General features: G+C 72.1%; 17 protein-coding genes. 10 read left to right on the top strand and 7 right to left on the bottom strand.

Going from position 1 to position 25,171, the window contains the following annotated elements; translation table 11 throughout:
- Positions 1-314 precede the first annotated feature (314 nt).
- The 5 genes from ACXR8F_RS12835 to ACXR8F_RS12855 all read left to right on the top strand — a co-directional run bounded on the left by ACXR8F_RS12835 (position 315) and on the right by ACXR8F_RS12855 (position 10,561).
- Positions 315-3,134: an AAA family ATPase gene (locus ACXR8F_RS12835; RefSeq protein ID WP_052677186.1), complete on the top strand. Its 2,820-nt coding sequence runs from the start codon at positions 315-317 to the stop codon at positions 3,132-3,134.
- Between the two features lie 7 nt (positions 3,135-3,141).
- Positions 3,142-4,374 carry an McrC family protein gene (locus tag ACXR8F_RS12840; protein WP_458800971.1) on the top strand — a complete coding sequence of 411 codons (1,233 nt, stop codon included), beginning with the start codon at positions 3,142-3,144 and terminating at the stop codon, positions 4,372-4,374.
- A 116-nt stretch (positions 4,375-4,490) separates the two neighbouring features.
- Positions 4,491-5,090 (top strand): DoxX family protein, encoded by a 600-nt coding sequence (locus ACXR8F_RS12845; protein WP_082080816.1) that lies wholly within the window; start codon positions 4,491-4,493, stop codon positions 5,088-5,090.
- A gap of 168 nt (positions 5,091-5,258) precedes the next feature.
- Complete coding sequence (locus tag ACXR8F_RS12850; RefSeq protein WP_458800973.1) at positions 5,259-8,609, top strand: TM0106 family RecB-like putative nuclease; 3,351 nt, start codon at positions 5,259-5,261, stop codon at positions 8,607-8,609.
- Positions 8,610-8,767: 158 nt separating this feature from the next.
- On the top strand, positions 8,768-10,561 hold the full coding sequence (locus tag ACXR8F_RS12855; RefSeq protein ID WP_458800975.1) for a 13E12 repeat family protein: 1,794 nt from the start codon (positions 8,768-8,770) through the stop codon (positions 10,559-10,561).
- A 64-nt stretch (positions 10,562-10,625) separates the two neighbouring features.
- On the opposite strand, the gene ACXR8F_RS12860 is transcribed toward ACXR8F_RS12855, so the two are convergent.
- Positions 10,626-10,772, bottom strand: a complete 147-nt coding sequence (locus ACXR8F_RS12860) for a hypothetical protein (RefSeq protein ID WP_458800977.1) — start codon at positions 10,770-10,772, stop codon at positions 10,626-10,628.
- Positions 10,773-10,858: 86 nt separating this feature from the next.
- Positions 10,859-12,304, bottom strand: coding sequence for an ADP-ribosylglycohydrolase family protein (locus ACXR8F_RS12865; RefSeq protein ID WP_458800979.1), 1,446 nt, complete (start codon positions 12,302-12,304; stop codon positions 10,859-10,861).
- Between the two features lie 140 nt (positions 12,305-12,444).
- Between ACXR8F_RS12865 and ACXR8F_RS12870 the strand changes: the two genes are divergently transcribed.
- From ACXR8F_RS12870 to ACXR8F_RS12880, 3 genes are read left to right on the top strand one after another with little or no spacing between them, the layout of a single operon-like run.
- Positions 12,445-12,807, top strand: a complete 363-nt coding sequence (locus tag ACXR8F_RS12870) for a hypothetical protein (protein WP_045193058.1) — start codon at positions 12,445-12,447, stop codon at positions 12,805-12,807.
- Positions 12,800-13,333 carry a hypothetical protein gene (locus tag ACXR8F_RS12875; protein ID WP_458800981.1) on the top strand — a complete coding sequence of 178 codons (534 nt, stop codon included), beginning with the start codon at positions 12,800-12,802 and terminating at the stop codon, positions 13,331-13,333. Before ACXR8F_RS12870 ends, ACXR8F_RS12875 begins: the two co-directional genes overlap by 8 nt.
- 24 nt (positions 13,334-13,357) lie before the next feature.
- Positions 13,358-14,656 carry a lipid II:glycine glycyltransferase FemX gene (locus ACXR8F_RS12880; protein WP_458800983.1) on the top strand — a complete coding sequence of 433 codons (1,299 nt, stop codon included), beginning with the start codon at positions 13,358-13,360 and terminating at the stop codon, positions 14,654-14,656.
- Positions 14,657-14,666: 10 nt separating this feature from the next.
- Here the strand turns inward: ACXR8F_RS12880 and ACXR8F_RS12885 are convergent, their stop codons facing one another.
- From ACXR8F_RS12885 to ACXR8F_RS12895, 3 genes are all read right to left on the bottom strand, one after another.
- The gene (locus ACXR8F_RS12885; protein WP_458800985.1) at positions 14,667-15,566 is read right to left on the bottom strand and encodes a hypothetical protein; all 900 of its coding nucleotides are present in this window, start codon (positions 15,564-15,566) and stop codon (positions 14,667-14,669) included.
- A gap of 70 nt (positions 15,567-15,636) precedes the next feature.
- Entirely contained in the window at positions 15,637-16,419 is a 783-nt protein-coding gene (locus ACXR8F_RS12890) for a hypothetical protein (RefSeq protein WP_458800987.1), read from the bottom strand.
- Positions 16,420-16,531: 112 nt separating this feature from the next.
- A complete protein-coding gene (locus ACXR8F_RS12895) occupies positions 16,532-17,152 on the bottom strand; it encodes a DUF4232 domain-containing protein (RefSeq protein WP_458800989.1) in 621 nt (206 codons plus the stop codon).
- 99 nt (positions 17,153-17,251) lie between these two features.
- Between ACXR8F_RS12895 and hrpA the strand changes: the two genes are divergently transcribed.
- Together hrpA and ACXR8F_RS12905 are read left to right on the top strand one after the other, a co-directional pair.
- Positions 17,252-21,187, top strand: a complete 3,936-nt coding sequence (gene hrpA / locus ACXR8F_RS12900) for an ATP-dependent RNA helicase HrpA (RefSeq protein ID WP_458800991.1) — start codon at positions 17,252-17,254, stop codon at positions 21,185-21,187.
- 103 nt (positions 21,188-21,290) lie between these two features.
- Positions 21,291-22,214, top strand: coding sequence for a PAC2 family protein (locus ACXR8F_RS12905; RefSeq protein ID WP_458800992.1), 924 nt, complete (start codon positions 21,291-21,293; stop codon positions 22,212-22,214).
- Positions 22,215-22,232: 18 nt separating this feature from the next.
- Here the strand turns inward: ACXR8F_RS12905 and ACXR8F_RS12910 are convergent, their stop codons facing one another.
- The gene (locus tag ACXR8F_RS12910; protein WP_458800994.1) at positions 22,233-23,990 is read right to left on the bottom strand and encodes a DNA polymerase; all 1,758 of its coding nucleotides are present in this window, start codon (positions 23,988-23,990) and stop codon (positions 22,233-22,235) included.
- Positions 23,983-25,167, bottom strand: coding sequence for a MalY/PatB family protein (locus tag ACXR8F_RS12915; protein ID WP_458800996.1), 1,185 nt, complete (start codon positions 25,165-25,167; stop codon positions 23,983-23,985). Before ACXR8F_RS12915 ends, ACXR8F_RS12910 begins: the two co-directional genes overlap by 8 nt.
- Positions 25,168-25,171 lie beyond the last annotated feature (4 nt).

Raw genomic sequence — 25,171 nt, forward strand, 5'->3', positions numbered from 1 at the left:
TGCGTCGTCTGAAGGCCGTCGCGCCCGCTCGGCTCCTCCTCGGAACCTAGAGCCATCCTGCCCGAGCCGCACCCCGAGCGACGCCCGTCGTCCACAGCCCCCCGAGTTCGCTTCCGCCGGCCCAACGGGTGACAATGGTGACGATTCGCTGCCGTCAGGGGCCGTTCGACGCTGCGATTCCTGGGTCTCACCGGTGACACACCCACGAGTTTCGGAGCACGGGCGACTGGCAGGTAACCTTTCCGCGGTCCTGTGCGCACCTCCACGCGCGCAGTAGCTATTTCGCCCTAGAAGTGGGCGTGCAAGGGAGCCCCATGTCTCGCACCGACAGCGTCGACGTCAAGCGTTGGCGCGCGAAGTACGCGTTGATCGAACGTGCCGCCGAGGCCGACAAGGACGCCCAGGCACTGTTCGCCGAGCTCGACTCCGAGCGCGCGGCACGCAACGGGGAGCTGCGGGAGATCCTCGCCGACCTCGTGGCCTCCAGCGACCTCCTCGCCTTCAAGGAGGCGATGAACCAGTGGACCCGCAAGGACGGGCCCTACGTCGGCTTCGGGCCGATCGGTGGCCCGTGGCTGGCCGCGCTGGTCCGGCGTGCCGAGGAGGAGTATGCCGAGGTCGTCGACCTCCTCAAGCTGACCCTGCAGACCCCGGCCTCGCCGCAGGACGCGGCCGACAAGCTCCAGTCGATGGAGGCGTTCCTCGCGCGCGGGGGCGCCCGTGGTCAGCGCGCCCCCGGGCCCGGCCACACGGCATACGTCCTCTCGCTCTTCTGGTCGACCGACGACGGCGGCGAGTGGCCGCTCATGTGGGAGAACGCCCCGCACATGCTCCAGCGGCTCGGCTGGCTCGAGCGCGGCCTGAGCCACGCCGAGCGCTACGTCGCGTTCGCCGACCTCTGCGGGGCCCTTCGCCCTGAGGACCCCAAGTACGCAGCCCGCATCCTCTGGTACCTCAAGGAGACCGAGGCGTTCGTGGGCATCGCCCCCAGCGCTCTCGACGTCTGCGTCGAGGCCGCCGAGATCGCCGCTGACTTCCGCCCCTCGTCGGGCTACAGCAACGGCAAGCGCGAGGAGCGCGCCGCCGACCTGGCGCGCCAGCTGCGCGGCGAGGCCGACCACATCTCCGACAGCCTCATCGAACGGCTCTCGGCCGAGACCGGCCTCTACCTCGAGGCCCCCACCCTGGCCCTGCAGCAGCACGCGGGCGAGGACGCCGCCTACCGCTCCGACCTGTATGCCGCGTGGATCCTCGTCGGCGGCGCCGGCGCCCCTGGCTTCCGCCTGTGGGTCACCCCGTCCGGCGTCGCGTTCGGCCTGCACGGTGGCTGGGAGGGCGAGAGCGACGAGCAGCACCGCGAGGTGGGCACGATCGTGCAGGAGCACCTGCCGCGTGGCCTGACCTTCTTCAAGGTCCACGAGGACGGCCGCGCCGACCGGCTCGAGCCGGCCGGCCGCGAGTACCCGTCCGGCGAGGCGTTCGTCGGGCGCTGGTGGAAGGGCGACGAGGCGCTGGGTCGTGCCGACTTCGTCGACGAGATCATCGCCACCGCCCGTACGCTGACGCCGCTGCTGCGCTTCATGACCTCCAGCCAGCGTGGTCCCCTCGACGACCCCAGCCTCGAGCTCGCCGCGATGGTCGACCTCGAGAGCGAGGTCGAGATCTTCCGCACCGAGCGGCCCTACCCGAGCGAGCGCGACGCCTGGCACCAGGAGCAGCGGCGCGTCTTCGCCGCCTGTGTCTCCCGCGAGGGCCTCGAGGACTTCGACCTGGCGACCTTCAAGCGCATCGTCTCGACGCGCGGCTACGGCGACATCGGCGCCCAGTCCGTGCTGATCAGCAGCATCAACGCCCTCGACGCCACCGGCATCGACGAGCTCCGGCTCATGGTGCGCGAGCTGCTGTGGGGCGAGGGGCGCGACGAGGAGCGGATCAACCGCGTCCTCGGCTCCGACGACGTGCCCGTGCAGGGATTCGGCGAGAGCGTCGTGCTCAAGCTCTTCGCGATCGCCCACCCGGAGCACTGGCTGCCGCTCTTCGCCCTGGGCGGTGACTCGGGCAAGATCGCCATGCTCACGCGGCTCGGCGGCCCCGCCCGCTGGACCGACGGCAAGTCGCGCGGTCGCACCCACGTCGAGACCAACGCCCTGCTCAAGCAGACGCTCGACCCGCTGCTGCCGGATGATCCGTGGGGGCAGGCGCAGCTCGCGTACTGGCTCATGCGCCGCTCCGACAAGGCGCTCATGCCCGACCACGACGCGCTCGGCGAGGCGGCCCAGGAGCTGCTCATCGAGGAGGACTTCCTCCGCGAGATCCGCGCGCTGCTGGAGGAGAAGAAGCAGGTCATCTTCTACGGCCCTCCCGGCACCGGCAAGACCTACCTCGCGCAGCGGTTCGCCCAGGCCCTCCAGCCCGACCCGGCGAAGCGCGACATCGTCCAGTTCCACCCGAGCAGCAGCTACGAGGACTTCTTCGAGGGTTTCCGGCCGCAGATCGACCACCAGGGCCAGATGGTCTACGAGCTGCGCAAGGGTCCGCTCGCGCTGCTCGCCGAGGCGGCCGAGGCCGACCCGCTGACGCCGCACATCATGATCATCGACGAGATCAACCGTGCGAACCTGCCGCGGGTCTTCGGTGAGCTGCTCTTCCTGCTCGAGTACCGCTCGCACTCGGTCAAGACGAGCTACCGCCCCGACGAGGGCTTCGAGCTGCCGCCGAACCTCTACTTCATCGGCACCATGAACACCGCCGACCGGTCGATCGCGCTCGTCGACGCGGCCCTGCGCCGCCGCTTCGACTTCGTGCCGTTCATGCCGCACGACGGACCCATGGAGGGTCTGCTCCGCCGCTGGCTCGAGGCCCACGACGGTCCGGTGTGGGTCGCCAACCTCGTCGACCGCGTCAACGAGGACCTGCGGCGCGCGCTGCGGGGCCCGCACCTGCAGATCGGCCACTCGTACTTCATGCGTCCCGGGCTCGACGGCGACGAGGCGACGCTGCGGCGCATCTGGGACTACAACGTCTACCCCTTCATCGAGGACCAGCTCTACGGACGCGAGCACGAGCTGGCCCAGTTCCGCTGGGAGAACGTGTTGGCCCGCTACGGCCAGCAGCTCGACCTGACGCGACCGTGACGAGCCGATGACCATCGAGCTGCCCCCGATCCCCGAGCACGGACGCTCGGGGCCGGTCCGGCTGTCCCGCGACACCCGCGCCGCCCTCGTGGCGGCGGCGGGGGAGCGGCTCGTCATCCACGCGACGGCCGACCCCGACGTCGTCACGATCGGGGCGACGAGCTGGGTGGGCGCCCTCGCCGTGCCGGGCCTCGTCGTCCGCGTCATGCCGAAGGTGTCGGTCACCAACTTCTTCGCGATGCTCGGGGCGGGGGTCTCACCCGACGCCTTCGACCACGAGCACGTGACCTGGAGCGACACCGACGAGCTGATCGACGGCGTGGCCTACTTCGCGATCCGGCTCATCGACTCGGCGACGATGCGCGGCCTCGTGCACGGCTACGTCCCTCGCGAGGAGCGGATGCGGACCATTCGCGGCCGGCTGCTCGTCGAGGAGTTCGCCCGCCGCCCGTGGAGCGCTGCCGAGCCGCAGTGCCGGTTCGACGACTTCACGGCCGACATCGTCGAGAACCAGCTCTTCCGCTGCACCCTTCAAGCGATGCTCGCGTGGCCCCAGCTCGCGCCGCACGTGAGGCGCGAGGCCCTGCGCGTCCTCGGTCGTTTCGACGGCGTCGCCGACACGCCTGCCACGAAGCACACGGCCCCGCTGCCGATCACGCGCCTCAACGAGCACTACGAGGACGCGATGCGCCTGAGCCGCCTTGTGCTGCAGGCGATGTCGCTCAGCCACGAGGCCGGCGACCAGCAGGCCAACAGCCTCATGGTCGACATGGACGACCTCTTCCAGCGCTGGATCGCCCAGGAGCTGGACCTGCGTCTCGCGCCCGACCTGCGCATCGAGAGCGACGAGGACGTGTGGCTCGACGAGGGACGCGCGGTCACGATGGCGCCCGACCTCGTCGTACGCCGGGGCAGCGAGGTCGTCCTCGTCGGCGACGCGAAGTACTCGATGGGTGCCGACGGCTACATGGCCTCGCGCGACTACCTCGAGCTCATCGCGTACACGACCGCCCTCGGGCTGCCGACGGGTGTGCTCGTGCACTGCAACAGCGACCGGGCTCCCGAATCCGAGATCGTCATCCGCAACGCGGGCACGCGCATCCTGTGCCGTCCGATCCGGCTCGACGGGTCGTATGCCGCCGTGTGCAAGTCGCTCGACGCGCTCGCCAACCTGGTGCGCGAGCTCGCGGACGCACCGGGTGAGCTCGAGGTGCCCACGCTGATCCGTTCCCGTCGCTGAACTACCTATCTCACAGATCACACTCCTACTCCTTGTAGTAGCCGAACGTCATTACTACGCTTTGTAGTACCGACAGAGAAGCTGCCGGAACACACCGAGTTCTGGAGTTGAGTTCCATGCGCACCATCCACCGCGACACACGCGTTCACGACACAGCCAAGGGTGCGGCCAGCGTCATCGACCACACGCCGACCCACGGTGTCGTGACCTTCCAGGAGGAGGTGGTTCGTTCGGTCGTGGCCCGTCGTCTGCTCGCCGGTCTGCGCATCGTGCTCGGCTTCACCTTCCTCTGGCCCTTCTTCGACAAGATGTTCGGACTGGGCTACATGACCCCCGCCGCCAGGGCCTGGGTCAACGGCGGCACCCCGGCACAGGGCTTCATGAAGAACGCTGAAGGCCCGTTCGCCAGCTTCTTCAAGAGCATCGCCGGCCCGTGGGCCGACTGGCTGTTCATGGCCGGCCTCCTCGGCATCGGTGTCGCACTCCTCGCCGGCGCAGGCCTCAAGATCGCGGCCTGGACCGGTGCACTCCTCCTGGCGCTGATGTACCTCGCCGAGTTCCCTCTCGGCACCACCGGCGCCTACACCAACCCGCTCATCGACAGCCACTGGATCGAGGCCCTCGGCATCGCGGTGCTCGCTGCGACTCTCGCAGGCGACACATGGGGCCTGGGCAAGTGGTGGGGCCGCCACGTCGGTAACGGCCTCCTGCGGTGAGGAGGCGGTGGCCGCGGCCCCGCGCCGCGGCCACCGGCAAGGGCCCGGATCCGGCCCGAGCACGCAAGGCGGCCCTCTTCGGAGGGCCGCCTTCCTGCTGTGCCAAAAGGGTGGCTGAGGAGCCGGGTCGGCGTCTGCCTGTCGGTGGCGGACGGCATACTCGGCGGCATGCAGCGCATCGACGGCCACCTGGTCCTGAGCCCGACGGACCTCACCAAGCACGTGGCCTGCGCGCACATCACCACCCTCGACCTCGCCGCGCTCGACGCCTCCGAGACGCGCGGCGCCCGGCCCTCTGGCGCCGACGACTCGCTCAACCTCGTCTTCACCAAGGGACTCGAGCACGAGCGCGCCTACCTCGACCGGCTCGTCGCAGAGGGTCGCGTCGTCGAGGACATCGCGGCGCTCGGCCTGCGCGGCATCGCCGCCGAGGCGGCCACCGTCGACGCCATGCGTCGCGGCGTCGACGTGATCTACCAGGCCACCTTCTACGACGGTCACTGGGTCGGCCTCGCCGACTTCCTCCTGCGCGTCGACCTCCCCGAGGGTGAACGCAGCGACCTGGGCCCGTGGCGCTACGACATCGCCGACACCAAGCTCGCCCGCCGGCTCAAGGTGCCGGCGCTGCTGCAGATGGCGACGTATGCCGCCCGCCTCGAGACGTTGCAGGGTGTGCCTCCGCAGTGGCTGACGGTCGTCACCGGCGACACCGAGGCGCACCCGTGGCGTCTCGTCGACGTGGCCCCCTATGCGCGCCGCCGCCGGGCCGAGCTGCTCGACGCCATCGCCAACCCGCGCGAGACCGAGTCGTCCCGTGTCCAGCACTGCGGCCAGTGCCGCTGGAAGGAGCGGTGCGCGCAGGAGTGGCTCGACCGTGACGACCTCATCCAGGTCGCGGGCATGCGCGCCGACCACCGGGGCGCCCTCATCGACCTGGGCATCCCGACGCTGCGCGCCCTGGCCGCCTCGACCGACGAGCAGCTCGCGCCCCGCCTCTCGACGGGCACCCGCCGCCGCCTGCTCCAGCAGGCCCGGCTCCAGCTCGCCGAGCGCGAGACGGGGCGGGCGCAGTACGAGCTGCTCGACCCCGAGCCGGCGCGCGGCCTGCAGATGCTGCCCGAGCCCGACGACGGCGACGTCTACCTCGACTTCGAGGGAGACCCGTGGGCCGACGGTGGCGCCGGCCGCGAGTACCTCGCCGGCATCTGGACACGGCAGGGGGAGTTCGTCGAGTTCTGGGCCCATGACTTCGACGAGGAGGGGCGCCTCACGTCCAACCTGCTCGACTGGCTCACCGAGCGCTGGCGGCTGCATCCCGGAATGCACGTCTACCACTACGCGCCCTACGAGACGACCGCCCTCAAACGGCTCGTCGGACAGCACGCCACCCGCGAGGCCGAGCTGGACCAGCTGCTACGCCACGAGGTCTTCGTCGACCTCTACGCCGTCGTCCGGCAGGGCGTGCGCATCAGCAAGGGCTCCTACTCCATCAAGAAGCTCGAGGAGTTCTACTGGGGCCACACGCGCAAGGCCGAGGGTGACGGCGTCGCCGACGGCCTGTCGTCCGTGGTCGAGTACGAACGCTGGCTCGCCGGCCGTGACGACGGCGATCCCGACCAGACGATCCTCGACGACATCCGCCGCTACAACGAGGAGGACGTCCGCTCCACCCTCGCCCTCCACGACTGGCTCGAGGCGCGGCGGGCCGAGCTGGCCGCGTCCGGGCACGATCTGGCCCGGCCGGTGCCCGAGGAGCTGCGCGAGATCGGCGACGAGGAGCGGGCCGAGATCCAGCTCGCCGAGTCCCTCGTCGACGCCGGGCACCACCTGATTGCCGGGCTCGTCGGCTGGCACCGGCGTGAGAAGCGCCCCGAGTGGTGGGACTTCTTCCGCTACAAGGAGCTCGAGACGGCCGAGCTCGTCGAGGACGGCACTGCCATCGGCGACCTCGGCGAGCCAGAGGAGATGCGGATCGTCAAGCGCAGCAAGGTCTGGCGCTACCCGTTCCCGCCGCAGGACTGCAAGGTGGCCGTCGGCAAGTACGTGCCGGACGTCGACACGCACGCCCCCGTCGGCAAGGTCGTCGGCCTCGACCCCGTCGACGGCTGGGTCGAGCTGTCGATGAAGAAGTCGCTCGAGCCACCGCGGCCACGGGGCCTGGGCGGCCCGGGCCCGGTCATGGACAAGGAGCTGCGGGCCAGCATCGCCCGCACCGGCGCGCTGGTCCTCGGCGGACGCAGCAACCTCGCCACGCGCCTCCTGGACCGCGTCGTGCCGCCCGCCGACGTGCTGCGGCCTCGCGAGGGTGAAGCGCCCAAGGACGTCGTCGTGCGCGTCGGCCTCGGCCTGGACGGCGAGGTGCTGGCGGTCCAAGGCCCTCCCGGCACGGGCAAGACCTACGCCGGATCTGCGCTCATCCGCGAGCTGCTCGACGCGGGCCTGCGGGTGGGCGTCACGGCGCAGTCCCACGCCGTCGTGCTGAACCTCCTCGACGAGGTGCAGCGTCCTGCGTGGCACAAGGACGGCACCAACGCCGAGGAGGGTGCCGAGCCCGACGACCCCAACGCGCTGATCCGACACACCACCGACAACGCGCAGATCGCGGCGGCTCTCGCGAGCGGCGAGGCCAACCTCGTCGGCGGCACCGCCTGGCTCTGGTCGCGCGAAGACATGGTCGACTCCGTCGACGTGCTCGTCATCGACGAGGCGGGCCAGTTCTCGCTCGCGAACGCGGTCGCGGTCGCTCCGGCAGCCAGATCTCTTGTCCTGCTGGGCGATCCGCAGCAGCTGACCCAGCCGACAAAGGCTGTCCACCCCTACGGCTCGGGTGTCTCGGCGCTCGACCACGTGCGCACCGACGACGACGGGGGAGTGCATGACGTCATCCCGCCTCACCGCGGGGTGTTCCTCGACCGCACGCACCGCATGCACCCCTCGCTCACCGCGTTCGTGTCGGAGCTCGCCTACGAGGGTCGGCTCGAGTCCGCACCCGGCCGCGACCTGCTCGCAGTCGACGCGCCGGGAGCCCTCTCCGGGGACGGGCTCAGGTGGGTCCCCGTCGAGCACGACGAGCCCTGCGAGCAGTCGAGCCGGCAGGAGGCTGCTGTCGTGAGCGAGCTCGTGGCCGACCTGCTCAGCGGCACGTGGACCGACGCCGCTGGGGTGACCAGGCCCATCGGCATCGACGACATCCTGGTCGTGGCGCCGTACAACGCCCACGTCGCCACGCTCGCGTCCGCGCTGCCCGCGGGGGCCAGGGTCGGGACCGTGGACAAGTTCCAGGGTCAGCAGGGAGCGGTGGTCATCTACTCGATGGCCAGCACGACCGCGGCGCTCGCGCCACGCGGAGTCTCGTTCCTGTACGACCTGCACCGGCTCAACGTCGCGATCTCCCGCGCGAAGGCCATGGCCGTGCTCGTCGGCAGCCCGCTGCTCACCGACGCCGAGGTGCACACGCCGGACGAGCTGCGCGCGGTCAACGCGCTGTGCCGCTACGTCGATGAGGCCAAGGCGGTCTGAGCTCGGCCTCGAGCGGGCCCTGCCAGGGTGGGTCTGCCGCCAGTCGCACTGTGGCGCAGTCGAACTCGTTGTCCACAGATGTGTCGCACCCCTTGCCATGTTGTCGAACATTTGTTCTACTGGAGGTAGGGCAACGAGCAGACAGGGGAGGTGGCCGTATGCCGTACATCGCGTCGTCGCGAGCCTCCGCCGGCCTGCTCGGTGGCGGTTCACCCCGGGTGCTCGACGTGACCTGGGTGCCTGACTCCAGGCGAGTGGGCGGTTCGCTGCAGCCGGTCGTCTCGGTCCTGTCGGCCGCCTTCGCCGGGGAGGTCGAGTACGAGAGCTCGAGCAGCCACGGGGAGGCGCATCGCGCCTCCCGGTCTCCGGCCCGCGACGTGGCCGGCCTCGCGGTTCGCTGTGCACTCGACGCGGGTGTGGCGGAGAGGTCGATCGATCGGCCCGAAGGAGCGGGCGGAGCGGCGCGTGATGAGCGGGCCCGGTCGGTCAAGGTGACCGAGACGCTGCTGCGGGCGAGTGAGCGGGTGATGGCGCGGGTCGAGGAGCTGGAGGCCGTGAAGGCGCGCGTGGAGGCGGACCTGATGGCTGCGTACGGGGCGTTGCACACCATCGCCGAACAGCAGATCCAAGCCTTGCCGGCGGGGTCCTCGCGGCGGGCCGCGGCGCTGGTCTCGCCGGTGCGGGTCGTCGCGGAGGAGATCGCGCTCGCGACCGGCGTCGGGGCCGGGGAGGTCGGGCGCCGGTTGACGCTCGCGACAGCCCCACGGCGACACCGGCGTCTGCTGGCCGCGCTGCGAGAGGGCGGCACGTCGCTCTACCGGGCGGTGCAGGTCGCGTCCGAGACGGTCCAGCTGCCGGATGGGGACGTCGCGGCGGTGGAGGAGGCGGTGCTCGCCCCGTCGCGGGACGGGCGCCCGGTGGGGCAGCGGACGTTCACGGCCCGGTTGCGGCGGGCGGTCGCCTCGGTCGACACCCGCGGCACGGGTGAGCGGCGCGACCAGGCGCGGTCGCGGCGGGGCGTGTTCGGGCGGATGGTCGAGGACGGCATGGGCTGCCTGACGATCACCGCTGACGCGGGAACGGTCGCGGCGATCCTGGACCGGCTCGACACGACCGCGCGGGGTCTGCGCGGCACTGGCGATCCGCGCACGCTGGACCAGCTGCGCTGCGACCTGGCCACCGAAGCCCTGCTGCGCAACGCGCTCACCGCGGGCGGCGCGGGCACTGGCGCTTCGGGTGCCACCCGGCCCGAGGGGGCCGGCGCCGTCCGGACCGCCAGCACCCTGGCCGACGCTGCCGGGACAGCGGGCGGCGCCGCGGGTGCGGGTGCCGGTGTAAAGGGTGTGCCGGAGTCGTTCACGGGTGACGCGGCGGCGCGGGTGTGGCTGGTCGTGCCGTTCGAGGTCGCCACCGGGCAGAGCGACGCCGCGTGCGAGCTGCCCGGGCACGGCTGGGTCACCGCCGCCCACGCCCGCGAGCTCATGACCCGCCCCGGCTCAGTGTGGCAGACCCTCCCGGTGCATGTTCGCGACGGCCACGCGATCAGCCGCCCGACGAAGACCTACCGGCCCACTGACGCGATGGTCGAGCACGTCCGGGCCGTCGACGGCACCTGCCGCGGACCCGACTGCCACGTCCCCGCCGCCCGCTGCGACCTCGACCACGAGACGCCCTGGCCGGCCGGTGAGACGTCGGTGGGCAACTTCTACGCCAAGGAACGCCGGCACCACAACCTCAAGACCCACCAGGTCTGGACCAGCACCCCGGTCGAGCACGACGGCTTGCAGTGGACCACCCTCACCGGGGCCAGCTACACCACCTACCCCAAGAACTGGCGGGACGGCATTGGTCCGCCACAGGGCACGGATCCACCCGATTCGGCTCCGGCAGTGCACGATCCGTCAGATGAACCCCCGCCACCGTTCGGGCTCGACGACGTCCCGCCGTTCTGAGGCTGTCCGAGCTGCACCTCGCTGGTCTCGGGCCTGGACCTGCACGAGAGCGCGCTGACCGGCCTCACTGCTGGGGGAGCGCGGCCTCGTCGGTCAGGCCCAGCACTGCATGCACGCGCGACAGGAGCCAGTGGCGGCGACCGAGGTTGGCATCCCGTACATCCGGCACGAGGCTCCAGTGGCGCAGAGACGCGTAGGCGCGGGCCAGCATCGCGTCATCGTCCTCGGGAGAACGACGCTCGCGACCAAGCAGCTCCCGCGTCGCGTTGTCGAGCTCGACGCCGAGACGCTGGCAACCTAGGCGCCGTGGGCGGCGACGTGCCAGAGCCGTCCCTCACCGCGGAGTCCCGGCAGGGCGTCGCGGATGGAGCGTTCGGCCAGCTCGGGCGCGACACCGAGGTCGACGGCATACCGCAGGGCGACCGCGGGGGTGCGCTTGGTGCCGAGCCGGCAGTGCACGAGCACGCGCTTGCCCTCGGCCCGGAACTGGCGCAGCGCCGAGGACGCGTCGTCGAGCACGAAGTCGAGGTGCGGGTTCGAGTCCTCGTGCTCGCCGTCGTTGATCCAGAACTCGATGTGGTCGCGGGCGGTCATGCCCTCGGCCGGGATGTCGTCCAGCCCGAGCGGACACAGCGACACGATGGCCTGCACCCCGAGCTCGCGCACGCGGCCGAGGTCGGTGATGGTTCCCAGCACGATGTCCGGGTCGATCGGGTGGGGGATGCCCTGCGCGGGGATGTCGGCGTCGGCCATGGTCTCGACCGACGGCCAGATGCCGGGTCGGCGGCCACCCACGGACACCGACACCGCCAGCTCGACGAGGTCGTGGGCGCGCAGGCCGGGCCAGCCGTGGACCATGCGACGCCACTGCGTGGGCACCGCCGACGCGCCGTACCGCGCGCCGAGCAGCGATCCGGCGATGGCGGCGACCGTGTCGGTGTCGTGTCCGGCGCGCACCGCGGCCTGCAGCCCGCGCTGCAGGTGCATGGCCGAGCCGTCGCCGCGGTCGGTCGTCGTGATGGCTGCCCACGCGTCCTGGAGGGCCGTGACCGTGAAGCCGTTGTTGCCGAACTGTCCGGGCTCGGCTCCGGTGGCCGCCTCGATCCAGTCGCCCCACTTGCCGACGTTGGCGGCGCTGACGAGGTCGACGCCGGCGGTGAGGTCGAGCCGCCCCTCGGTGACAGCGACGCGGATGGCTTCCGACCACAGCACGGCCGAATCACCGGCGAGCGGGTCGGCATGGGTGAGCTGCGCGATGGCGCGCGCCGCGCGGGCCGTGCCCTGCCGGTCCTCGAGCGCCGAGAGCCCGACGATCGGGGTGCGCATCAGGGCGCCGTTGCCGGCAGTGAGGCCCGTGCGTGCGTGCAGCGCCTCGCTGGCGGCAGTGAGCCGCTCGTGGGGTGAACCTCGCAGCGACTTGGCGTCGGTCAGCACCGCTTGCGTCTGCACGCCGACGTCGGTGGCTCCGCCGTCCAGCCAGGCGGTGAACGCGTCGGCGATCGCATCGAGCGCCTTCGCCGACGTGAGGTCGTGCCCCTCGGCTGCCACGCGAGCGACGCACAGCGTCATCTGGGTGTCGTCGCTCCACTCGCCCGGGTCGTAGGGCCCGAGGCCGCCGCCCTTCATGACGGCCTCGCCGACGGGCGGGGCCGCCATCTCGTACGGCACCCCCAACGCGTCGCCGCAGGCCTCGCCGAGCAGCACGCCGGCTGCGCGGTCCATGGCGAGGGGCCGGATCGACACGGTCGCTCCTCGAGGTCGGGCCGCGTGGCAGGCAGGGGCGGCAGGTGGCTCGTCGAGAGCAAAATACCGGGCCATGACCTTCGGGCTCGCTCCCGGGACCGCGCGTCGGACAGAGCCCGCGTACGCCGTAGGCTTCTCGCGTGCTGCAACCCCTGACCGTCGTGCTGCTCGTCGCGTGCGCCGTGCTCGGCCTGCTGGCCGCCCATCACCTCCTTCGCGGCCGTCTCGTCGACGACCCGATCGTGCTCGTCGGCGCCGCACTCGAGCTGGCCCTGCTCGTCCAGCTCGTCGTCGGGCTCGGCAAGGCGTCGGCCATCGGGGACGGTGCCGAACGCGCCACCTTCATCGCCTACCTCTTCACCGTGCTGGTGGTGACGCCGGCTGTCGTGCTCATCGCCATCAAGGAGAAGACCCAGTGGGCGATGGGGGTCGTCCTGGGCGGTGCCTTCGTGGTGGCGATCCTCGTGGCCCGTCTGCAGCAGGTCTGGAGCCTCAATGTCTGAGCCGAACGTGAACGCCGAGACCGGTGCGACCAGCGAGACGGGACCCGCCGAGCGACCCCACACCGGCCACGGCTTCGGGCGCCTGCTCGTCGCCGTCTACGGCCTGCTTGCCCTGGCGGCCACCGGTCGCTCGATCCTCCAGATCACGGAGTACTTCGACCGCGCTCCGGTGCCGTTCCTCCTGTCGGCGCTGGCCGCGCTCATCTACCTCGTCGCGACGTTCGGGCTGGCCCGAGGCGACCGCGCGTCGGTGCGGCTGGCCACGATCGCCCTCGTCATCGAGCTGGCCGGTGTGCTCGTCGTCGGCACGTGGTCGCAGGTCCGGCCGGAGGCCTTCCCGGAGAAGACCGTCTGGTCGCACTTCGGGCAGGGTTACGGCTACGTGCCCCTGCTGCTGCCGGTCCTCGGCCTCTGGTGGATCCGCCGCACCGCCCGCGCCACCGAGGACTTCGACCCCGCGGCCGTGGCCGGGCCGGACGAGCACGGCGACCCGACCGGCACGAACCCCGCGCGGTCAGCGGACTGACGCCGCGCCGATAGGGTTGCGGCCATGAGCGAGCAGACCCCTGCCCCTGCGCCGACCACCGCGCCGACCCCCGCGCCGCCCACCTCGCCGAGCCCGGACAGCACGTCCGTGTCAGCGCCCGTGGCCGGCCCGCTGACGGTCCGTGAGATCAGCGCCGACGAGGCCGTCGACACGCTCCTCGAGCTCGGCGGCAGCTTCCTGCAGACCCCCGCGTGGGGTCGGGCCAAGCAGGGCTGGCGCCGCACCCACCTCGGGTGGTTCGACGCCAGCGGCGCCCGGGTGGGGGCCGGTCTCGTGCTCTCGCGCACCATCCCGCGGCTGTCGCGCTCCTACGCGTACCTTCCCGAGGGGCCCGGCCTGCCCTGGGACCTCGTCGCCGCAGAGCCCGCCCGGTGGCTCGACCCCCTCGTCGCCTGGGCCAAGGGCCGCAAGGCGTTCGCCCTGCGCCTCGGCTATCCGGTCGTCTCGCGCATCTGGGACCGCGAGCCGGTGAAGAAGCAGGTCGTCGAGAACGGTCTCCTGAGCTTCACGACCCTGCCCACGGCAGTCGACAACCCGACCGCACGCACCCTCGAGGCGTGGCTCGACCGAAACGGCTGGCTGCCGCTCGGCGCCGACGGCGTGGCTGTGGGCCAGCCGCGACTGCTCTGCATCGTCGACCTGCGCGGGCGCACCGAGGCCGAGCTGCTCAAGGGCATGAACCAGCAGTGGCGCCGCAACGTCAAGAAGGCCGAGAAGGCCGGCGTGCAGGTGCGGGCTGTCGGCCCCGAGGGCCTCGACACCTTCCACGACCTCTACGTCGAGTCGGCGCAGCGTGACAACTTCCTGCCGCGACCCAAGGCGTACTTCGACGCGATGGTCCGCGCCTTCGACTCCGAGGGCGCCGCCGCCAGTGAAACCGAGCCGCGCGTGTCGGCCCGGTTCTACGAGGCGCACGTCGACGGCGACGTGCTCGCCTCCGCCCTGATGATCCGTTTCGGCCGCACGTTCTCCTACCTCTACGGTGGGTCGACCGAGCGCAACCGCGACGCCCGCGCCTCCAACGCCCTGCAGTGGCAGGCGATGCGCGACGCCTCCGCCGCGGGCTGCGACGCCTACGACTTCCGCGGTTTCAACACCTCTCTCGGTGCGACGAGCCCGCTCACCGGGCTGCTGCTCTTCAAGCTCGGCGCCGGCGCCGACGTCGTCGAGATGGTGGGGGAGCGCGAGCTCGTCATCAGTCGTTTCTGGCACTTCGCCTTCGCGCGGGCGATGGCCGCTCGGATCGCGATCAACAAGCGCCGCAAGGCTGCTCGCGCCAGCACCGACGCCGCGGACGTCTGACGGCCACGGCTCAGCGGCGCTGGATGTCGTAGTACGGGCTGATGTAGCAGTTCGCGTAGCCGCGACCCTGCTGAGACGTGACCACGATGCCGTCCACCAGGATGCGGCACGACACCGCCCCGCGGTCACCGGAACCCGTGGGGTCGTAGAGGCGTACGCGAAGGCTGTAGTAGTCGTTGCTCGACACGTTCTTGCCGATCGGTGTCTCGAACGCGACCGGCGCGGTGCGGACCGGGTAGTCGTAGCGCGTGTGGCGGGCGTCCGAGAGCGACACCTCGACGCGGGCGCCGCCGGCGGCATACGACTCGAAGCGGATCGTCCGGGCATCGGTCGGCACCGGGGTCACCGGGATGTCGGGCACCTTCACGATCGGCGGCGGGGCTGTCCGAGGTGAGCGCGTGGGCGCCTGCGCGCCGGAGGGTGGGCGTGGCGCGGCCGGCGACGTGACTCCGGGCAGCTGGGGAACCGCGATGGAGCGCGACGGAACGGCCGGGCGAGACAGGGTGGGCCGGACGCGCGTGGCGCCGGTCGTGGCCCGTTCCAGGGGGTTGTCCGTCCGGCCCGCGACGGCCCAGACGCCGGCCGGGATGAGCAGTCCCGCCACGATCGCGACGATGTGCCACGCCTGGAGGCGGCCGCCGAGGAGGCGGGCAGCCTGACCGCCACGCAGGTCCAGGGTCCGGGATGCGGGGACATCAGGCGCCCCGGACCGCACGGGCGCGTGACCCGTGGGCTGCGCGCCCGACCGCTGCGGCACCCAGCTGGGCTCGGCCGGTGCCTCGCGCCCGAAGGAGCTGTCGTATGCCGGCGGCCCCGCGGGATCGCTGCCGTCGTCGCCCGGGTCGGGCAGGTCGGCAGGGGAGGCCGGGGAGGCCGGGGAGGCCGGCGGCGTCGAGGGCTGGTCTGTCATGGGTTCCCCTGTGTCATGTGGATGCTCGCGAGTGCGCAGCGATCTGGTGTGCCGGTCGCGTCCTGCTGCTTCACATGCGCGGTGAGCAGGTCACGTCCGAGGTCCCGGTGTCGACGGCGACGAGGATGTCGTCGGCGTAGATGCGGCACTGGAGCGGGCCGGGGTCCGGGGTCGAGGTCCGGGCGGTCACGGTGAGCGTGGCGGGACGCTCGTCGAGGAAGAGCTCCTCGGCGTACGGCGCCTGACTCGTGCTGCTCCCCACGGACTGTCCGGCAGCGAAGGACTCGACGTCGATGTAGGAGCCTTGCGCACCGACGACCTCGACGCGGAGGACGGTCGAGTCCGCGGGGACGTCGAGCACGGTCGGCTGGCCCTCCAGGAGAGTGTCTTCGATCGAGGCGGCGTCGACGACGGGTTCGCTGCGGACGAACACCGGGTCGGGACCGGCGCCGCCCATCGGCATCTCGACGCCGGTGCCCCCGTCGCCGGTGTAGCCGACGTCGTCGTGGAAGCCGCCGGAGAAGAAACCGAGCATGACCGGTACGAGCACGAGCGCCGCCAGCACCTTGGCCCCGCGCGAGCCGTTGCCGCTGCGGGAGACCGACGCATACGCACGGTTCGGCGGTGTCGTCAGGACCGAGCCGGGCGGCACGTTCGGCTGCCACGACGACACCGAGGGCGCCGGCTCGGCGGGCCGCGGAGCCCAGGCCTCCGGGGGGAGCGACGTCCCCGCCCCCGCGGCAGCACCCGCTGCGGAGCCGTCCCGACCGATGCCGTCGTCGTCGGGGAAGGCGACATGACGGTCGTGCTGCGGGTCCGGGAGCTCCGGGCGGTGGGGGTCTGAGTCGGACAACTCTGCCTCGTTTCGGGTCGGGACCACGGTAGGTCCTGTGCCACGTCGTTCGTCGCACATCAGACCGCCAGGTTGCTCGGCGAGTTCCCGACGTGGCGGAGACGCTTGCGGCTCAGTCGGCCCCCGGCCTCCACCCGCCCACCCGCACCTCGGTGCCGTCCACGATGTCGACCGGCGAGGTGGGGTCGAGCTGCACGACGGCGGGCGTGGAGCCGTCCGTGACGACGAGCCACAGGACTCCCGCGCGCTCGACGCCGGCGGCGGCAAGGTCGCCGCGCCACCCGAGGTCGACGTGCGCGCTGCCGCCCGGCTCCAGCGGGACCGTCTGGGGGTCGCCGCCGTCGCCGGTGAGGCGGCCGCGCGGGTTGGTGAACGCCGTCCCGGCCGTACCGCGGGCCGCGACCGTCGCGTAGCCCTCCAGCACGCACGGCACACGGCTGTGGTTCGTCACCCTGACCCTCATCTGTCGGTAGCCCAGAGCCGGCTCCACCGGACCAGCCACGAGGTCGAGCTGACCGGGCGAGCAGGGCCCGTCGGGAAACAGCGGCTCGGCAGGGTCGCCCGGCGTCGGCGTGCCCGTGCCGGGCACGGCGATCGACGGCTCCGTCGGCAGCACCGTCATGGCTGTCGAGGTCGGCTCCGGCAGCTCGGGTGGGGGTGGCGATGCGCAGCCCGCGAGCAGGCAGGCCAAGACCACGACGGTGCCGAACGGAAGGGTCACGGTGGATCGCACGACCGCAACGCTAGGCGAGCGATGCCGCCACCCGCGCGCCGAGCACGTGCACGGATATCCGTTCGGAGGCACCGACCCGGCCCGCCTATCCTGTCCGTCATGCCCGAAGAGCCTGCGAACGCCCCAGCGCGCTCGCGGCCACCCCGGCGTCGGGGTCGCCCCGGGCAGGGTTCCCGCCGGCGACCCACGCAGGGCGGACCGACACCCGAGCAGCGAGAAGCACGTCGCGCGGCACGCGCGGCGACCGTCCCGCCGATCACGTATCCGGAGCACCTGCCCGTCGTCGACCGGCGCGAGGACATCGCCGAGGCCATCCGCGACCACCAGGTCGTCGTCATCGCCGGAGAGACGGGTTCGGGCAAGACGACCCAGATCCCGAAGATCTGCCTGGAGCTCGGGCGCGGCCTCGACGGGCAGATCGGGCACACGCAGCCCCGCCGCATCGCAGCCCGCGCGGTGGCCGAGCGGCTCGCCGAGGAGCTCGACGTCGAGCTGGGGCAGGCCGTCGGCTACCAGGTGCGCTTCACCGACCACGCCACCCGCGACACCCTCGTCAAGGTGATGACCGACGGCATCCTGCTCGCCGAGATGCAGCGTGATCGCGAGCTCCGGCGCTACGACACGATCATCATCGACGAGGCCCACGAGCGCAGCCTCAACATCGACTTCATCCTCGGCTACCTCAAGCAGCTGCTGCCGCGCAGACCCGACCTCAAGGTCGTCATCACGTCCGCCACAATCGACCCCGAGAAGTTCGCGGAGCACTTCGCCGACCCGACGACGGGGGAGCCCGCCCCGATCATCGAGGTCTCCGGTCGCACGTTCCCGGTCGAGATCCGCTACCGACCGCTCGTCGACCCCGACCGTCCCGGCGACGACGAGCGCGACATGGTCACGGGCGTGTGCGAGGCCGTCGAGGAGCTGTGGACCGAGCGCCACACCGGCTCGAGCAGCGACATCCTCGTCTTCTTCTCCGGCGAGCGTGAGATCCGCGACGCCGCAGACGCGCTCAACGGCATGAAGCTGCCCGTGACGGAGGTCGTGCCGCTCTACGGCCGCCTCTCCGCCGCCGAGCAGCACCGGGTCTTCTCGCCGCACACCGGACGACGGATCGTCCTGGCCACCAACGTCGCCGAGACGTCCCTCACCGTCCCGGGCATCCGCTACGTCATCGACACCGGCACGGCGCGCATCAGCCGCTACAGCCAGCGCACCAAGGTGCAGCGGCTGCCGATCGAGCCGATCAGCCAGGCCTCGGCGAACCAGCGCAGCGGCCGCTGCGGGCGTGTCGCCGACGGCATCGCGATCCGGCTCTACTCCGAGGACGACTACGACAGCCGCCCCGAGTTCACCGACCCCGAGATCCTCCGCACCAATCTCGCCTCGGTCATCCTCCAGATGACGAGCCTCGGCCTCGGCGACATCGCGCGCTTCCCGTTCGTCGACCCACCCGACTCGCGTCAGATCGTCGACGGCATCAGGCTGCTCGAGGAGCTCCAGGCGTTCGAGCCGGAGGACGACACCCGTCCGACAGGTCGAGGTCGCCGGCGTCCGGGACGCCGCCTGACGGCATACGGCCGCACCATCGCGACGCTGCCGATCGACCCACGCCACGCGCGCATGGTGCTCGAGGCCGACAAGCGCGGCGTGCTGCGTGAGGTCCTCGTCATCGTCGCGGCGCTCTCGATCCAGGACCCCCGCGAGCGGCCCCAGGAGAAGCAGGAGCTCGCCAACGCCTCGCACAAGAGGTTCGCCGACGAGACGAGCGACTTCATCGGCTGGCTCAACCTCTGGGCCTACCTCAAGGAACAGCAGAAGGCCCTGAGCTCCAGCGCTTTCCGCCGTCTCTGCAAGGCCGAGTTCCTGCACTACCTCCGGGTGCGCGAGTGGCAGGACCTGCACAGCCAGGTGAAGCAGGCCGCCAAGCAGGCCGGCCTCGACGTCACGCGCGGCAGCGTGCACGGCGAGGTCGACGCCGACGCCGTGCACCAGTCGCTGCTCTCCGGTCTGCTCTCGCACGTCGGCGTCCGCGACGAGCAGAAGCGCGAGTATGCCGGCGCGCGGGGTGCGCGTTTCGGCATCAGTCCAGGGTCGGCACTCTTCCGCAAGCAGCCGCAGTTCGTCATGGCCGAGGAGCTCGTCGAGACGACACGCCTCTGGGCCCGGATGAACGCGCGCATCGACCCGGCGTGGGCCGAGCAGCTCGGCGAGCACCTCGTGAAGCGGCAGTACTCCGAGCCTCGCTGGTCCGGACGTCGTGGTTCTGCCGTGGCCACCGAGCGCGTCACGCTCTACGGCGTGCCGCTGGTGGTGGGTCGCCTCGTCGGGCTCGGCCGCATCGACCCCGAGCTCGCTCGCGACCTCTTCGTCCGACACGCCCTCGTCGAGGGCGACTGGCACACCGAGCACGCCTTCCTGCGCGACAACGCCGCCCTCGTCGAACGCCTCGGCGAGCTCGAGGCGCGCACCCGTCGACGCGACATCGTCGTCGACGACAGCACCCTGGTCGCCTTCTACGACAAGCGGATCCCGGCCGAGGTCGTGTCGGGCCGGCACTTCGACACGTGGTGGAAGAAGGCCCGGCGCCAGACGCCCGACCTGCTGACCTTCACCGAGGAGCTGCTGCTCCGCGAGACGGCCGGCAGCCTCGCCGACGACGACCACCCGACCACGTGGACGCAAGGTGAGAACGTCCTGCCGGTCACGTACCAGTTCGAGCCCGGCTCGGAGCAGGACGGCGTCACGGTCCACATCCCCGTCGACCGGCTCAACCAGGTCACCGCCGACGGCTTCGACTGGCAGGTGCCTGGCTTCCGGGAAGAGCTCGTCACGGCGCTGATCCGCAGTCTCCCCAAGGGGATCCGTCGCAACCTCGTGCCTGCGCCCGACCACGCGCGGGCCGTGCTGCCCGAGCTCGACCCCTCGACCGGCCCGCTGCTCCCGACGCTCGCGACCGTGCTGCGCCGCCGGGCCGGGGTCGCCGTGAGTGCCGCCGACTTCGAGTTCGAACGCGTCCCCGCGCACCTTCGCGTGACCTTCCAGGTGGACGGTCCCGACGGAAAGCCGGTTGCCACCGGCAAGGACCTGGAGGCCGTCCGTGAGGTCGCGACGCCGCAGCTGCGGCGGCAGGTGAGCCGGGCCGGGTCGGGCATCGAGCGCGCCGGGCTCACCGAGTTCCCCGACGAGGGGGTCGCACCGACCTTCGAGAGCGCGAGCGGCATCCAGGGCTTCCCCGCGCTCGTCGACGTCGGCACGGCGGTCGACCTGCGGGTGCTGCCGACCCGGGCCGAGGCCGACGCGGAGCACCGCCTCGGCGTCCGCCGCCTGCTGCTCCTCGGCATCACGCCGCCGTGGAAGCAGATCCTCGCCCGGCTGACCAACGCCCAGAAGCTCGCGCTCGGGCACAACCCGCACGGCAGCGTGCCCGCCCTGCTCGACGACTGCCTCGCCGCCGCCGTCGACGCGATCCGGGACGATGCCGTCACGGACCGCATCGACCACACCGTGCGCACCCGCGAGGACTTCGAGTGGGCGCTGTCCGCCGTCCGCACCCACACGACCGCCAAGGTCGTGCAGGTCGTCGGCCTCGTCGAGCCGATCCTCGCCAAGCACCTCGCGCTGACGAACCGGCTCGCCGAGCTCGACCGGTCGAGCAGCACCGCCATCCGGCCGATGTTGGCCGACGTGCGCGCCCAGCTGCGCGAGCTCGTGCGACCCGGTTTCGTCGCCGACACGGGCATGCGCCGCCTGCCGGACCTCGACCGCTACCTTCGCGCCATCGCCCACCGGCTCGACAAGGCCCCGGCCAACCTCGCCCGCGACGCGCAGGCCCTCGACCAGGTCGACCTGGTCGAGGGCCGCTACGCCGACCTGCTCGACTCGCTCCGGCCCACCCAGCGGGGTGCCGCCGACGTCGTCGACATCGGCTGGATGATCGAGGAGCTGCGGGTCTCGCTCTTCGCGCAGACCGTCGGCACGGCGTACAGCGTGTCCCCGCAGCGCATCCTCAAGGCCATCGCGAAGGTCAAGGCCTGACCGCTGTCGCCGGAAGCGCCACCCCGCGGTGGGGAATCATGGGGAATCATGGGGTGGAGCGGGACGTTGGACGTGAGGACCGCGTACGACGAAAGGCCAGACCGTGCAGGACCCGACCGAGCTCTTCCAGTTCGAGAGCGACACCTCGCCGAGCATGCTCCAGGAGCTGCAGGCCTCCGTGCTCGTCGTCGCCCTCGGCGGATTCATCGACGCCGGCCACACCCAACGACTGATGGCCGACCACATCCTCGAGACGCACGAGTCGCGCGTCATCGCCTCCTTCGACGTCGACCAGCTGCTCGACTACCGCGGCCGTCGACCCGTGATGGTCTTCGACCGCGACCACTGGACGAGCTACGACGACCCGAGCCTGCTGCTGCACCGCGTCGTCGACAAGGAGGGCGTGCCCTTCCTGATGCTCGTGGGACCCGAGCCCGACTACCAGTGGAACCGCATGGTCGAGGCCACGACCCAGCTCATCGACACGTTCGGTGTCGACCTGACCGTCAGCGTCCACGGCATCCCCATGGCGGTGCCCCACACCCGCCCGCTCGGCGTGACCGCGCACGGCACCAACCCCCGGATCGTCGTCGGCAACGACCCGGCGTTCGGCCAGGTTCAGGTGCCCGCGAGCTTCTCGTCACTGCTCGAGTTCCGTCTCGGCGAGGCCGGACGCGACGCCATCGGGTTCGCTGTGCACGTGCCCCACTACCTGGGCCAGAGCGAGTTCGCCGACGCCGCCGTGCTCGGCCTCGAGCGGGTCCGCGCCGCGACCGGCCTGGACCTCGACCTGCGCGACCTCGCCGCTGCCGCGGGCCTGAACCGCGCGGAGATCGCTCGCCAGATGGAGGAGAGCGAGGAGATCACTGCCGTGGTCCGCGCCCTCGAGCAGCAGTACGACACCTTCCTCGAGGGCCGGCAGCAGCGCAGCCTGCTCGCGACGGACCTGTCCGACCTGCCGACCGCCGATGAGATCGGCGCCGAGTTCGAGGCCTTCCTCAAGGACGTCACCGACGACGAGGAGTAGCCCGCTCCGGGCGCCGGCTCAGGCTTTGGCCTCGCTCCAGCGGCGCACGACCGAGGTGTCGGCGACGAAGCGCACCTCGTCGGTGCCCGCCCAGGTGCGCGCTGCGCTGCCGAGCGTCTGCTCGACGGCCAGGGCTGCTGCCTCGGCGTGCTGCTCGGGCACGTGCACGAGCAGCTCGTCGTGCAGGCACAGCACGATCTGACCGCCCAACGGACGCACCGCGTGCCGCACCGTGGCCGCCCAGGCCTTGAAGAGCTCTGCCGCCGACCCCTGGATGACGGCGTTGCGGGCGTAGCGCCCCCGCGCCCCGTCGGCCCCGGTGGCGGAGAACTCGCCCGCACCGGGACGGCCGGCGGCGAGGTCCTCGGCGACGGCACCCGCCACGGGCACCCCGCCGAAGCGGATGAGCCGGCCGCCCCACGTGCGCACCGGCCTGCGGGCGACCCCGTCGGCGTACGCGCGGTCGAGCAGCCCCATGGCCACGGGGTAGGCGCGCTCGAGGTCCTTGAGCGCCTCACCGGCGGCGCCGGAGCGCTGGCCGTACATCGCGGCGAGCACGGCCACCTTGGCCTTGGGTCGGTCGGCGCCGAGCTTCGCGGCGACCGGGGCGTAGAGGTCGTCGGCGCGCGTGGCCTCGGCGAAGGCACGGTCGGCGCTGACGACGGCGAGCACCCGCGGCTCGATCTGGCCGAGGTCGGCACGGACGAAGACGTGACCGGCCGCGGCGCAGATCGCGGGGCGCAGGGGAGCGGGGAGGTTGTGCAGGCCGTTCTGCGCCGTCATGCGCCCGGCCGCGCCGTCGCACGCCGTCCAGGCGCCCCGGAGCCGGTCGTCGGGGCCGACGTGCTCGTCGAGCCAGCGGTAGCCGTAGGTCGTCGCGATGCGCTCGTCCTTGCGCCAGCGCAGCAGGGCGTCGACGAGCGGGTGGGTGTGGCGGTACGGCTCGAGCACCCAGGCGCGCGTGTTGGGCACGTCGACGCCGACCGAAAGCAGCAGCTCGCGCACCTGGCCCGGGTTGCGCAGGTCGGTGCCCTGACGCCCTCGGGCGTGGCGCAGCACCGCCTCGTCGCGCTCGGCACGGATGGTCGCCGCGTGGGCGTCGTCCCGGGCCCGCGGCCCTGCGGACGCAGCGATGAGGTCCTCGGCCGCGGCCCGGTCGACGGGCAGCCCGTCCCGCTGCAGCTCCAGGCAGAGCACGGCGGCGGCCGACTCGGACCAGACCGTGCGTTCGAGCCGCGCGACGTGCGCGCCGCCGATGCCCTCCAGCGCGTCCCGCTGGGCGCGCTGGCACTCGAGCGCGAGCTGCGCCAGCTCGCGCAGGCGCCCGTCGTCGGTGGCCCGCGCCGACGCGTCGGCGATGAGATGGCCGTCCGGCGTGAAGATCGACACTTCGTCCCCCGCCGCCGCGTCGAACAGGTCGCCGTCGAAACCCCTCAGGCGAGGCACCCGCGGCGCCGGCACCTGCGCCTCGTCGAGTCCCCGACACCCGGCGACGACGTGACCCGGGGTGGCCCACCAGCCGCCGTGGATGATGCGGTGCGCCTCTGCGAGGTCCCAGGTGCGGTTGACCTCGACGCCCCCAGCGAGGACGCCCTGCAGCGCGGCGGCCGCCGACCAGACGACCCAGCGCGGCGCCAGCCGGGCGTTGAGGTCGACGAACCGCGTGGTCACCTCGCCGAGCGGCCACGACTCGTCGACGCCCGGCCCGACGGCATACGCCCCGGACGGCCCCAGCACGAGCGCGACGAGTGGCGGCCCGGAAGCCTTGTCAGCCAAGGGAGCTCGCGATGCGGTCGACGGCCTCGCGCAGGATCTCGGGCGAGGTGCCGAAGTTGAGCCGGGCGCAGGTGCGGTTGCCGGAGCCGAAGATCGCGCCGGGCGAGAGCGCCACGCGCGAGCGGTGCAGCAGCTCGAGCGCCGGGTCGGGGCCCAGGCCGAGGCCGTCGAGGTCGAGCCAGGCGAGGAACGTGGCCTCGGGCATCACGAGGCGCACCCCCGGCAGGCGCTCGGACACCAGGGCCCGGAGCAGGTGCCGGTTGGCGTCGAGCTCGGCGACCAGCCGGCGCAGCCAGTCGCGCCCGTCGCGGTAGGCGGCCGCCTGCGCGATGACACCGAGGTGGCTGGCGCCGTAGGTCAGGAAGGGGTGGAGGCGTCGCACGTCGTCGACGGAGTCGGCGCCCGGCACGACGACGGCCGCCTTGAGCCCCGCGAGGTTCCAGGACTTGGAGGCCGACGTCACGGTGAACCCGCGCTCGGTGCCGGCGACGGTGAGGTAGGGGACGAAGGTGCTCGTCGGCATGACGAGCGGCCCGTGCACCTCGTCGGACACCACGCGCACCCCGTGGGCGTCGGCCAGCGCTGCCAGCGACGCGAGCTCCTCGGCCGAGTGGACCGTGCCCGTCGGGTTGTGCGGGTTGGAGAGCAGGTATGCCGTGCGCTCGCCGGCCGCGGTGAGCTCGCCGAAGACCGTGGCGAGACGGTCGAGGTCGAGTCGGTGGTCAGCGGTGAGCGGTGCCTCGACGACGCGGCGACCGCACGCCTCGATCACCTCGAAGAAGGCGTTGTAGGCAGGCACGCTGGTCACGACCGGACCGCCCGGGTCGGTGAGGAGGCGGAGCAGGTGCGTGACGCCCGACAGCACGTCGGCGACCCCCACCGTCACGGACGGGTCGACCTGCCAGCCCATTTCGTCGGCGGCGAAGGAGGCGAAGGCTTCGATGTAGGACTGCGTCGTTGCGTAGCCGGTGTCACCGCACCCCACGGCGGCCTGGACGGCCTCGACCACGGGCGGGCACGGAGTCGAGTCCATCTCGGCGATCCACATCGGGATGACGTCGTTGGCGTAGCGGCGCCACTTCACCGAGGTGCGGTCGCGGCTCAGCTGCACGAGCGGGACCGACAGGATCGGCGCGTCGCCCGCTGCGCCGCCGACCTCGTCGCGCGTCTCGACCATGGGG

Source organism: Terrabacter sp. AAH1 (assembly GCF_054456855.1).

Bases quoted from the DNA above. Each gene is read 5' to 3' on its own strand.
- ACXR8F_RS12835 (WP_052677186.1), top strand. From the start codon at position 315: ATGTCTCGCACCGACAGCGTCGACGTCAAGCGTTGGCGCGCGAAGTAC.
- ACXR8F_RS12840 (WP_458800971.1), top strand. From the start codon at position 3,142: ATGACCATCGAGCTGCCCCCGATCCCCGAGCACGGACGCTCGGGGCCG.
- ACXR8F_RS12845 (WP_082080816.1), top strand. From the start codon at position 4,491: ATGCGCACCATCCACCGCGACACACGCGTTCACGACACAGCCAAGGGT.
- ACXR8F_RS12850 (WP_458800973.1), top strand. From the start codon at position 5,259: ATGCAGCGCATCGACGGCCACCTGGTCCTGAGCCCGACGGACCTCACC.
- ACXR8F_RS12855 (WP_458800975.1), top strand. From the start codon at position 8,768: ATGCCGTACATCGCGTCGTCGCGAGCCTCCGCCGGCCTGCTCGGTGGC.
- ACXR8F_RS12860 (WP_458800977.1), bottom strand. From the start codon at position 10,772: ATGCTGGCCCGCGCCTACGCGTCTCTGCGCCACTGGAGCCTCGTGCCG.
- ACXR8F_RS12875 (WP_458800981.1), top strand. From the start codon at position 12,800: ATGTCTGAGCCGAACGTGAACGCCGAGACCGGTGCGACCAGCGAGACG.
- ACXR8F_RS12880 (WP_458800983.1), top strand. From the start codon at position 13,358: ATGAGCGAGCAGACCCCTGCCCCTGCGCCGACCACCGCGCCGACCCCC.
- ACXR8F_RS12885 (WP_458800985.1), bottom strand. From the start codon at position 15,566: ATGACAGACCAGCCCTCGACGCCGCCGGCCTCCCCGGCCTCCCCGGCC.
- hrpA (WP_458800991.1), top strand. From the start codon at position 17,252: ATGCCCGAAGAGCCTGCGAACGCCCCAGCGCGCTCGCGGCCACCCCGG.
- ACXR8F_RS12915 (WP_458800996.1), bottom strand. From the start codon at position 25,167: ATGGTCGAGACGCGCGACGAGGTCGGCGGCGCAGCGGGCGACGCGCCG.